Here is a 12,010-nt window from a genome sequence, read left to right on the forward strand (position 1 = left end):
AAAAAAATTATGCATTAAGCAGTTTCATCGGCAAATTTATGTTTTTGAATATCGGTAATGAAGAATAATAAACCAGAAAATCCGATAAGTACATAACATAAAATGCTAATCCAAGCTACAGTAAAGCCAAAGGTATCAACAAAGAAACTAAATACAATATTTCCTAAAGCAAAGCCAACTGCAAAAAAGATACTAAATACACCTAGTATTTGACTGGTGTCTTTCATACCGAAGAGTGTTTGCATCATTACAGCCGGTGCACTCATATAAGAGTAAACATTAAAACCATAAAGGACGGCCCAAGCAAATGCAGAAATGACTTTAATGCTAGGAATAAAAATACTAGCAATTAGCAAGATAACGGTAACTAGTTGTAAAATAAAGGCTAAAAACATGGCGTTGCGTACACCAATTTTTGAGAATAAGAAACCTCCGCCAACATTTCCAATTAAACAAGCAATGGCAAACGTAGAGCCAATCGTACCAATTAAGGTAGTATTGATATGAATAGAAGCGAAAAAGTTTGCATATTGACTGGAAAGAGCAGAAATAGCTAATCCTATAATTAAATAAAAACAAGATAATGCCCAAAAACTTTTTTGTTGGGTAGTTTTTTTATAGCCGATACCGGTTTGAGTATTAGCAGGATGGGTATCTTGGAGAACAGATTGATTTGTAGAGGTTTTTGAGTCTTTAGAAGAATCAGTTGATTGTTTGGCAGCACTAGATTCGACCGGTTGTTTGTTAGGATGGATTAAAAACACACCGATAAGTACCCCAACAATCAAGGAAGCCAATGCACACATGAAATAGACTCTATGCAATTCATAATGATTGAGTAGGTTGGTTACGATAGGTTGTAAAAAGAAATTCCCGATAGAACCACCTGCAAAGGTAATTCCTAGTGCGCTAGCTTTAGACTTTTTATCAAACCAAGTAGCAATTAAAAACGGTACCCCTAAACCTGAAAACGTAACAGTTCCAATTTGAGTAATTGCATTCGCTACTAAAAACATCCATAATTTGGTTGAAACTGCGTTTAGCATAACTTCACAAGCAGACAAAATTAATCCACCTAACATTATTAGCTTGACTGGAAATTTACTATACAATTTACCAGCCATTGGTGAAATTAATGATGCTGCTAAAGCGCCAATCATAAAAATATAGCCAACGCTTTGGACACTAAAATGATATTCTTTCTCTAAATAGTGAATGAATAATGGAGGGATGTTTTGTGCAATACCATAAGGAATGGCTTGTAATAACATACAAGCAAAAATAATTAAATGTTTACTACCTTTAGACACATTTGTCATAAATTATCACCTCAATATTTATTTATAAAACATTGATCTCTTAAAAATGATAACAGACCTCCTTTTTTGTGAATATTTTAGAATAGGAATTCTTATAAAAACGGACTATATATAATAAATAATCGTAAAATAGCCAAGCTACTTTACGATTAAAGTTAATATTGACGCTGTAATAATTGTAAAGTTAATTGTTGAATGCAATCTTTGGCTGGAGAATTTGGTAATTTTTCAATATCGATCAAAGCTTTTTGAGTGAAAGCCTGAGCCATTTGTTTTGCTTGCTCTACGACTCCTAATTGAACAACTAGCTTTGCGACCTCAGTAATCTCATCAGGAGTAATCGCTGATTGTTTACATAGATAAGGAATCAATGCTTCAGGATTTTGTTGTTTGGCTAAAAGTAGCGGTAAGGTATAGATGCCTTGTCCTAAGTCTTCAAGCACTGGCTTTTTAAGTTTATCCTGATCAGCAGTATAGTCTAGGATATCATCATAGATTTGAAAAGCAAAACCGATGTTACGACCAATTCGGCCGGCTAAACGTACTGTTTGCACATCGCAACCACCGAAATAAGCCCCTTCTTTACAAGCTAACCAAAATAATTCAGCCGTTTTTCCTTTGATGCTACGTAAATAATCATAAATGGTTTCGTCCAATTTGAAACGTATGGTCATTTGATTTAATTCACCAAGTAAGATGCGTTTCATTGTTTGTGCATTGTAAGCTAAGTATTCTGACCCATTCATTACACTAATTAAGACTTCAAAAAACTAAGGAAAAAGTCGTTATCTCCAAATGCTCAATAAAAGCATTGATCAATTTGTCGTAGGATATTTTGGCATATTCAATCATAACGCACCCTCCAGACCTCTTCTTGTGCCTTAGCCGTTTCAATCAATTTCTGCACGAAGGCATTTTGAGTATTTGACGATATTTTCTGGTGTATCGTATTGGCAAATTGCTCCCTTATCCATGACAATCACCCGCGTTCCTAGCTGAAGAGCCTCGTAAATATCGTGAGTAATGAAAACAAAGGTTTTATGGTGCAAAGCCTGATGAATAGCCTGCAGTTCTTGTTGCAAATCGTGGCGCGTGATGGCATCAATAGCACCAAATGGTTCATCAAATAGCATCACATCAGGGTCAGCAGCCAAGGCACGCGCTACGCCTATCCGTTGTTGCTGACCGCCTGACAATTCTCTGGGATAACGGCTGGCATAATCTTTGGCAGGTAATTACACCAAATCCAGCAAATCCTCCACCCGCTGAGCAATTTTTTCCTTCTCCCAGCCCAGCAATTTAGGCACAGTCGCAATGTTGTCCGCAACAGTCATGTGAGGAAAAAGGCCAATCTGCTAAACAACGTAACCAATTTGACGGCGCAAAGCCACCGAATTCATCTGAGCAATATCCTGACCATCAAAGAAGACCTTGCCTGTCGTCGGTTCAATTAATTTATTAATCATTTTGAGTAGGGTCGTTTTTCCAGAACCTGATGTCCCTAGAATAGTGATAAATTCACCCTTTTGGATACTAACATCAAGTGGCTGCACCACTGTCTTTTCCCCATAAACCTTACTGACATTTTCAAATTGAATCATTGTCTTTTCTGTCATAACACTCATTCCTAATCTTTTATGCTCTCGTAGTAGGCTTTGGCTACTTTTGTATAATCCTGACCGTCAACATCCACTTTGGCATTCAACTGAGTCACCGTTTTGGTATCCAAAGTCGCTGACACATGATTTAAAATACTTGCTACATCAGGGTATTTGGCTAACACATCATCCCGAACAACAGGGGCCACATTATAAGGCGGCCAAAAATGCTTATCGTCTTCTAAAAGGGTGAATTGGTCAGTATTAATCAATTGACCCTCTGTGGTGTAGGTTGGGCTAACATCTGCTTGATTATTGGCTAGAATACTGTATTTCAGACTGTTGTCATAAACGTTAGACGATTTCCATTTGAAAGGACCATAAGTTTTTTCAAGCCCTGGCAAACCATCGTCACGCTCATCAAATTCGCCCTGTGAGGCAAAGCGTAAATTATTGGCGTGAGCCTGCAAATCGGAAATGGTTTGGATATGGAGCTTTTTAGCCACATCGGTTCGAATCACCAATCCCTGACTATCATTGGCAAGAGAAGGCTTTAACCAAGTGAGTTGAAAGCGTTTCTCATACCCATTTTTAACGGTTTCATAAACCTTGTCAGAATTAGTTTCCATCTTTTCCCCTAAAATAGACAACAAGCCCGTCCCCGTGTATTCGGGATACAAGTCAATGTCGTTGCTCACGATAGCGTTGTGAATCAGGGAACTGGAAATATTGGACACCCGCTCCACACGATACCCGTGGTCCTCCAAGGCTAGGGCGTAGATTTCAGCAACAATCAGATTTTCCGTAAAATCTTTGGACCCAATGCGAATAGGCATAGAGGACTTGCTCATCTGAGTGGCTTGGTAGCGACGCCAAGACCAAATGCCTCCCACAAGAGTGAAGATAATCAGCGCTAATAAACCGCCTGCTATTTGTTTTCTACGTTTCATCATGTGTGACTCCTTTGATAGCTAAATCGAAAACAACCATGCTCACAAAAGACAAGAGAGCGACCGAACCACCACCAATCAGCAATAGGTCATAACGATAAAGCCCCAAACCAGTGAAAATCAGGGTTCCCAAACCACCTGCTCCAATGTAGGTCGCCAAGGTCGTGCTGGCAATCAATTCCACCAAGGCTAGCTTGATGCCATTTAAAAGGTGCGGCAAAGCCAAAGGGAGTTGAACCTTGGTCAGCAATTGCCATTTGGTCATACCAAGTCCAAGCGCTGTTTCCACTAGAGTGTCCGACACCGATTCAAAACCGATAATGGTCTGCAGCAAAATGGGAGGAATACCCAGAATAACCAAAGCAATTAAGGCAGGCAGCCGCCCCACTCCGATAAAAGGAATGAGAATAAACAATATCCCAAGGCTAGGAATAACCCGCAAACCTTGCGTCAAAAGGGTTGATACCTGCTTGACCCAAGGCTTTTCATAAGAAAAATAAGCCATAGGAAGCGCCAGCACACAAGCCAGTACCAGAGCTTCGATACTCAAGCTCAAATGCTGCCCGACATAAGTTAAATACGTCTGACCATTATTTACAAAATAGGTGATAATGTCTTGAATCATTGGCTTTTCCTACTAACTTTCCGATAAGTTTCCATAACAGTATCAGCATACCACAATCTCTCTTGCAATAACATTTTTTGGTATGGCAAAAAGATAAATTGGTAGCATCTGAAACGGCTTTCATGACGCTACCAATTATGGCACAGACCTCCACTTGCGTCAACTATTTGGTTTTGGCATCAGACAAAAAAGAAAAACCAGAGCTACGTCTGATTTTTCCTGTCTATTAAGCGACTTCAAATTGTGAATTGTAAAGATCTGAATAGAAGCCACCTTGTTCCATCAATTCATCGTGGTTACCTTGTTCGATGATATTACCATCTTTCATCACGAGAATCAAATCGGCATTTTTAATGGTTGATAGACGGTGAGCGATAACAAATGATGTGCGTCCTTCCATCAATTTATCCATGGCTTTTTGAATCAATTCTTCAGTACGTGTATCAACTGAAGATGTGGCTTCGTCCAAAATAAGCAATGGAGCATCTTTCAACAGAGAACGCGCAATGGTCAACAATTGTTTTTGACCGATTGAAAGCGTTACGGAATCATCCAAATAAGTGTCGTAACCGTCTGGCAAGGTCATGATAAAGTGGTGCACACCAACAGCCTTAGCTGCTGCAATGACTTGCGCATCAGTGATGTTTTCTTGGTTATAAACCAAGTTTTCCTTAATAGTTCCTTCAAACAACCAAGTGTCTTGAAGCACCATTGAGAATTGGTCATGCACTTCTTCACGTGACATCAAACGCGTATCCACGCCGTCAATACTGATGCGACCTTTATCAATGTTGTAGAATTTCATCAACAAGTTAACAATGGTAGTTTTACCAGCACCTGTTGGTCCAACAATCGCAACTTTTTGACCAGGTTTTGCCACAGCTGAAAAGTCATGAATAATGGTTTTATCTTTAGAGTAACCAAAGAAAACATTATCAAAAGCGACTTCACCTTTCACATGGTTAAGTTGACGTTTCTTATCAGAATCGTCTTCCATTTCTTCTTCGCCAAGGAAATCAAAGACACGTCCCATAGCGGCAATAGCTGATTGCAATTGGGTGAAGGCTTGAGCGATTTGAGAAAGGGGTTGTGAGAAGATACGCACATAAGTCATGAAGGCAACAACGTCACCCATGTTTAGGTCACCGTTGATAACTTTGACCGCACCAACGACACAGACCATAACGTAACCAAAGTTACCAATGAAAATCATCAAAGGCATCATAATACCTGATAAGAATTGTGATTGCCACATTGATTTGTAAAGGTTTTGGTTCAATTCTTTAAAGGATTCGCTCACTTCTTCTGCTGCATTGTAGCTTGTTATCACGTTATGACCAGAATAAATTTCTTCGACATAACCGTTAATGGCAGCTAGGTTATTTTGTTGGCGTTTGAAGAGGGGTTGTGAAGAACCTATAATCACGATCACCAAGACAAAGCCAATCAAGACAGAACCAATTGTAGTGAAGGCCATGCTGATGTTTGAATAGAACATCATGATGATTGAGCCAATCAACAACATCGTTGATGTTACCAGTGTTCCTAAACTTTGGTTAAGTGATTGGGCGAACAAATCGACGTCGTTTGTGACGCGTGACAAGGTATCCCCTTGGGCATGGCTATCGAAATAATTCAATGGCACATTATCAATCTTATCTTGGATAGCTCGACGCAAACGTTGTGAAAAACGTTGAACGATAGTGGCCACAGTGAAGTTTTGAATGTAACCCACAACAGCTGCAATCCCATACAAAATGGCCAAGGTCATCGCAATATGACCAATTTTATCCAAATCAATACCTGGAATCGTTCCAGTAGCTGTTGGTGTTAAGCCTTTGGTAATGGTATTGGTGATTTCTTTTAGCTTATCAGGACCGATAACCGTTACCGTGGCTGAAATACAAGCACCAATAACCGAAAGGAGAAATGGAAGTCTGAAACCTTTGATATAAGGTTTCAATTGACTATAGAAACTTGTTTTCTTTTTATTTTCCATTTTCTAATTCCTCCTTAGATAATTGTGAGTACGCAATTTCACGGTAAACTTCATTAGATGCCAACAATTCTTTGTGTGTTCCTTGACCAACCACACGGCCTTTGTCTAGAACAAGGATTTGGTCGGCGTCCATAATGGTTGCGATACGTTGCGCCACAATCAATTTTGTCATGTGACTTGTTTTTTCTCTTAATTGAGTACGTAAGATACGGTCTGTCTTGTAATCAAGAGCAGAGAAGGAATCATCGAAAATGATAATTTCAGGTTTACGCGCCAAAGCACGCGCAATCGCCAAACGTTGTTTTTGACCACCAGAGAAGTTTTGGCCGCCTTGTGATACAGGCGCTTTCAGTTGCCCTTCTTTGCGTTCCACAAATTCTCTACCTTGTGCCAAATCTAGTGCTTCCCACATTTGGCTATCATTTAGAGGAGATTCAGGGCTTTCACCCATGTCCATATTAGAAGCGATATCACCACTAAACAAGACAGCTTTTTGTGGAATATAACCGACAATATTATGCAAGGTATCGTGGTCATATTGGCGAACGTCTAAACCATCGACTTTAATCGTTCCTTCAGTAGCGTCATAGAAACGCGGAATCAAATTCACAAGCGTTGATTTACCTGAACCTGTAGAACCGATAAAGGCAACCGTTTCACCAGCTTTAGCTTTGAATGAAACGTGTTCCAAAACAGCTTCTGAAGTTTTGCTGTAACGGAAAGACACATTGTCAAATTCGATAGACCCTTTTTCAGTTGGTTGTTCTTTAGTAGCTTCAGGGTAAGCAATTGAGGTCTTAGTTTCTAGCACTTCATTGATACGACCAGCTGCGACAACCGCACGTGGCAAAATGAAGAAGACGACAATCATCATCATAAATCCCATAACGACTTGCATGGCATAAGATGAGTAAACGATCATATCAGAGAAAAGTCCGACTTTGTCATGCATGGCACCAGCAATTTTAGTTGGATCTTTTGGAATAGCCACATCTTCAATCAAATGTGCCCCAATCCAGTAAATGGCCAAAGTCATTCCGCTAGAGATTGCTGTCATGACTGGTGACAAGATAGCCATTGAACGGTTGATGAACAAGTTGGTATTGGTTACATCGTCATTGGCTTTGGCGAATTTGCCATCTTGGTAAGATTCGGCGTTGTAAGCACGAACCACACGAATACCAGTCAGCGACTCACGAGTAATACTATTCAATTTATCCGTTAATTTTTGGATAATACGTTGCTTAGGCATAACGACAATGAGTAGGAAGGTCAACATCAAGAACATGACTGCAACAGCGACAATCAATACCCAAAGCCATTCGTGGTTTTTATCGGCAATCTTCGTAATGGCCCAAATAGCCATGATAGGTCCTTTGGTAACCACCTGAATTCCCATGGTAAATACCAATTGAATTTGTGTGATATCGTTGGTTGTACGGGTTAAAAGACTTGGAATTGAAAATTTCTTGATTTCAGCATCAGAGAAATTCAAAACACTGTGGAAAATGTCATCTCGCAAGCTCGTACTAAAACTTGCCGCGATACGAGAAGCTAAAAAGCCGACAACAACAGCTGATAAGAAACTAGCAAACGATAGCAAAATCATTCGCATCCCTGGAGAATCAACATTCCAAGCGAAAATATCATCCGCCTTTGTCCCTTGCGTTGACAAGAGCTTGGTAATCGTTGACATGTAATCTGGGATTTTCAAATCAAGATACACATTTAAGCAAACGAATAAGATGGCAAAGACAAGCATGGTGATTTCCTTTGCCGTTAAACGTTTCAAAATTTTTAACATGCCTTACTCCTTATTTTTCTAAATTTTTTAAAGCTTGTTTAAAGACGCGAAAAGAGGTTCTCAAATCCTCTCGGCTAATCCCTTTTAACACTTGGTCATGCATTTCATCGTGAAATGCCTTGATAGCCTTCGCTTTTGATTCACCTAATTCTGTTAAAACAACTTGTTTGTAGCGCTTATCCACTTTTGATGGAATCACTTGGATAAAACCATTTTTTTCCATACGTTTAATCAAGTTACTCGTTACTGATTTGGAAATGTTTAACCGCTTTTCAATGTCTTTGATAAAGATTTCTTTTCCTTTATCCTCACAAAGATACATCACCGCAAATCCTTGTGGACCAGCTAGTTTTTCAATTCCGTACACCGCAGCAAGATGATTGACACGATTTTCCATCAAATTAATAAAATCCCTAAATTGTGAAAATGGATCTTTTGGGCGCATTGTCTCCTCACTTTCTAAGCATTTATAAGCACGATTTATTAACAAACAACATTATAGTTCTCATGGAAACCATTGTCAAGTGAAAACGTTGCTTTTTCACATTTTTTCAGAAAAAAAGAGCATGGCGCTCCACGCTCCTTCTTATTAGATGATAATCCCTTCCAAATGGTCAAGCTCATGCTGGCAAATTTGTGCTGGTAAACCTGTTAAGGCCAAGGTTTGACGTTGCCAGTACTTATCTAAGAAAGACACTTCGATGGTTTGGTAACGACGTGTCGGACGAGCCCCAGACAATGATAGGCAAGATTCTTTGGTATCAAATGGAATGGATTTGTTGAGCAAGACGGGATTGAACATCACCACATCTGCCACTCCCATATTCACAATAATCACACGCTTTATCACGCCAATCATATTGGCTGCCATGCCGATACACTGATCACGATTGGCTTCCAAGGTATCTTGCAAGTCCTGCGCTAAATACAAATCGTCTTTTGTAGCGTCTTCTGATTTTTGCGCCAAGAAAAAGGTGTCTTTTACAATCTCTTTAATCATGTTTTCTCCCATCGTTCTTTTATCCGATAGTATTATTATACCAAAAAAAGAGCCCACTAAGTGAGCTCTTTAGAGGTAGAATCGTCTGATTAAACGATACCTTGTGCTGACATGGCTTCAGCCACTTTAAGGAAACCAGCGATGTTGGCACCAACAACAAGGTCGCCTTCTGCACCAAATTCTTTGGCTGCTGCTGCTACGTTTTCGTAGATGCCTTTCATGATGTCATAAAGTTTGGCATCAACTTCTTCAAATGACCATGCTGTGCGTTGGCTGTTTTGAGCCATTTCAAGCGCTGATACGGCTACACCACCAGCGTTAGCTGCTTTGGCAGGACCAAATGACACACCTGCTTTTTGGAAGACTTCGATAGCTTCAAGCGTTGATGGCATATTAGCCCCTTCTGTAACAGCGATAACGCCATTAGCAACAAGGGTTTTAGCGTCTTCTTCGTTAATTTCATTTTGTGTTGCACATGGGAAAGCAAGGTCAGCTTTGATTGACCAAATTGAACCTTCACCTGCTGGTGTGAAAGTAGCACTTGGACGAGCGTCAGCGTATTTAACGATACGAGCACGTTCGACTTCTTTCAATTGTTTCAAGAGAGCAACGTCAATACCTTCTGGGTCGTAAACGTAACCTGATGAATCTGAAACGGCAACGACTTTAGCACCAAGAGATTGCAGTTTTTCAGTCGCGTAAATAGCTACATTACCAGAACCTGAAACGATAGCCACTTTACCAGCGAAATCTTCGCCACGTGCTTTCAACATTTGTTCTGCAAAGTAAACAGCACCATAACCAGTCGCTTCTGTACGGGCAAGCGAACCGCCGTAAGTCAACCCTTTACCTGTTAGAACACCTGTGTATTCGTTGCGAAGGCGTTTGTATTGACCGTAAAGGTAACCAATTTCACGTCCACCAACACCGATATCACCCGCAGGGACATCTGTATCAGCCCCAATGTGTTTGCTCAATTCTGTCATGAAGCTTTGGCAGAAACGCATGATTTCATTGTCTGATTTTCCTTTAGGGTCAAAGTTTGAACCACCTTTACCACCACCAATTGGTTGGCCAGTCAATGAGTTTTTGAAGATTTGTTCAAAACCAAGGAATTTGATGATTGATTGGTTAACAGATGGGTGGAAACGAAGACCACCTTTGTATGGACCAATCGCTGATGAGAATTGCACGCGGTAACCACGGTTAACCTGAACATGACCTTTGTCATCTACCCAAGGCACACGGAATGAAATGATGCGTTCTGGTTCAACCAAACGTTCGAGAAGATTTTCGTCAATGTATTTTGGATATTTATCAAACACGGGAACAAGTGATTCAAACACTTCTCCAACGGCTTGCAAAAATTCTGGTTCATGAGCATTTTGTGCTTTGACTTTTTCAAAGACACTTGTTACATAGGCTTTACCTGTTGTCATATCTATTCCTCCGGAATTTAGATTATAATCAAACAAAATGACTATATGAATATTATAAAGTTTTCTGAAAATTATTGTCAAGTATTTACGTTCTTTTTTGCATTCTCTTTACAAAAGAGACTTTAAAATCACCGAAAATCCAAATGATTGGCAAATAGTTGATATTCTTTAGCAGCTTCCTTTTCCTTTTGCTAAAAATATGGTACTATAAGGGTAACGAACGAGGAGGTCTTTTATGAAACGTCTTTCATTATGGTCAGGTGTGATTGCCTTGCTGATTGGGATTTGGCTTTTTGTCCGTCCTTTTACGACAACTGCTATGATTGGTTGGATTATCGCTTTTTTGGTCTTTATGTCAGGGTTAACCAGCCTCATCATGTACACCAATAGCGTCGAACGACAATTTTGGTACTTGTTGCAAAGCATCTTATCCATTGTGTTTGGGATTATTTTATTATCAAGTTCTGCCTTTTCACTCTCAAATGTAGTGGTTACGGTTGCTGCTTATTGGATTTTAATTAGTGGATTCCTTCGCTTGGTCGGTGGGATTCAAATGCGAAAAGCTGGTTTTTACGATGCCAATCGTTTCCTAATCTCTGCGATTTTGGCTATCTTCCTTGGTATTTTCCTACTCTTTAACCCAACATTGTCTGCGATTTTCATCGGACGTTTGACTGGGCTTTTGCTCATGGCAGTCGGCGCGTCAGGCATTGCCTTTTCATTCCGTATCTAGCCCCAAATACTTAAAAAGAACCTGTTAGTAGGTTCTTTTTTTATGTTTTTAACGATTGTCAATGGTTTCAGGATACAGGTCGTGATTCATCAAGCGGTACTCTACCATTTTTTCATACTTAGTACCTGGTTTACCATAATTAAAGTAAGGGTCAATCGACAAGCCTCCACGTGGGGTGAATTTTCCCCAAACCTCAAGGTAGCGTGGTTCCAAGAGCGCAATCAAATCCTTACCAATGGTATTGATGCAATTTTCATGAAAATCCCCATGATTGCGGTAGCTAAATAGGTAGAGTTTCAGCGATTTTGATTCCACGCAACGTTGGTCAGGAATATAAGAAAAGTAAATGGTCGCAAAATCTGGCTGGCCAGTCATAGGGCACAGCGACGTGAATTCAGGGCAATTGAATTTGATAAAATAGTCGTTATCGACATGGCGGTTATCAAAAGCCTCCAAAATATTTGGGTCGTATTCGTAAATGTAGTCTGTTTTTTGATTGCCAAAAGGGTTAAATCTTTCATTTCATCTGTTTTTGTCATGTTA

Annotated in this window: 9 protein-coding genes and 3 pseudogenes; 1 reads left to right on the top strand and 11 read right to left on the bottom strand. The window is 39.9% G+C overall.

The features are described from left to right. Window positions 1-14: 14 nt before the first annotated feature. The 10 genes and pseudogenes from B3473_RS05345 to gdhA form a co-directional block, all read right to left on the bottom strand. On the bottom strand, window positions 15-1,319 hold the full coding sequence (locus tag B3473_RS05345; protein ID WP_293677822.1) for a conjugated bile salt MFS transporter: 1,305 nt from the start codon (window positions 1,317-1,319) through the stop codon (window positions 15-17). A gap of 155 nt (window positions 1,320-1,474) precedes the next feature. Next, window positions 1,475-2,089, bottom strand: a pseudogene (locus tag B3473_RS05350) (polyprenyl synthetase family protein); the annotation flags it as partial. A gap of 74 nt (window positions 2,090-2,163) precedes the next feature. Then, a pseudogene (locus tag B3473_RS05355) lies at window positions 2,164-2,920 on the bottom strand (ABC transporter ATP-binding protein). 26 nt (window positions 2,921-2,946) lie between these two features. Continuing rightward, entirely contained in the window at window positions 2,947-3,867 is a 921-nt protein-coding gene (locus B3473_RS05360; protein WP_154454631.1) for a glycine betaine ABC transporter substrate-binding protein, read from the bottom strand. Further along, window positions 3,857-4,492: an ABC transporter permease gene (locus B3473_RS05365; RefSeq protein ID WP_154454619.1), complete on the bottom strand. Its 636-nt coding sequence runs from the start codon at window positions 4,490-4,492 to the stop codon at window positions 3,857-3,859. The genes B3473_RS05360 and B3473_RS05365 overlap by 11 nt, the downstream gene beginning before the upstream one ends. Before the next feature lie 226 nt (window positions 4,493-4,718). Further along, window positions 4,719-6,491 (bottom strand): ABC transporter ATP-binding protein, encoded by a 1,773-nt coding sequence (locus B3473_RS05370; protein ID WP_154454617.1) that lies wholly within the window; start codon window positions 6,489-6,491, stop codon window positions 4,719-4,721. Further along, window positions 6,481-8,295, bottom strand: a complete 1,815-nt coding sequence (locus B3473_RS05375; RefSeq protein ID WP_154454616.1) for an ABC transporter ATP-binding protein — start codon at window positions 8,293-8,295, stop codon at window positions 6,481-6,483. The genes B3473_RS05370 and B3473_RS05375 overlap by 11 nt, the downstream gene beginning before the upstream one ends. Window positions 8,296-8,305: 10 nt before the next feature. Continuing rightward, complete coding sequence (locus tag B3473_RS05380; RefSeq protein ID WP_235280696.1) at window positions 8,306-8,740, bottom strand: MarR family winged helix-turn-helix transcriptional regulator; 435 nt, start codon at window positions 8,738-8,740, stop codon at window positions 8,306-8,308. Window positions 8,741-8,884: 144 nt separating this feature from the next. After that, complete coding sequence (locus tag B3473_RS05385; RefSeq protein WP_293677825.1) at window positions 8,885-9,295, bottom strand: peptide deformylase; 411 nt, start codon at window positions 9,293-9,295, stop codon at window positions 8,885-8,887. Window positions 9,296-9,384: 89 nt separating this feature from the next. Beyond that, window positions 9,385-10,734 carry an NADP-specific glutamate dehydrogenase gene (gene gdhA, locus B3473_RS05390; RefSeq protein ID WP_293677826.1) on the bottom strand — a complete coding sequence of 450 codons (1,350 nt, stop codon included), beginning with the start codon at window positions 10,732-10,734 and terminating at the stop codon, window positions 9,385-9,387. 235 nt (window positions 10,735-10,969) lie between these two features. Here gdhA and B3473_RS05395 point away from each other — a divergent pair, with 235 nt between their 5' ends. Beyond that, window positions 10,970-11,467, top strand: a complete 498-nt coding sequence (locus B3473_RS05395; protein WP_154454612.1) for an HdeD family acid-resistance protein — start codon at window positions 10,970-10,972, stop codon at window positions 11,465-11,467. A gap of 48 nt (window positions 11,468-11,515) precedes the next feature. Here the strand turns inward: B3473_RS05395 and queF are convergent. After that, window positions 11,516-12,006, bottom strand: a pseudogene (gene queF, locus B3473_RS05400) (preQ(1) synthase). Between the last annotated feature and the right edge of the window lie 4 nt (window positions 12,007-12,010).

The sequence above is a fragment of the Streptococcus sp. UBA632 genome (genome assembly GCF_002300045.1).
GTDB lineage: Bacteria > Bacillota > Bacilli > Lactobacillales > Streptococcaceae > Streptococcus > Streptococcus alactolyticus.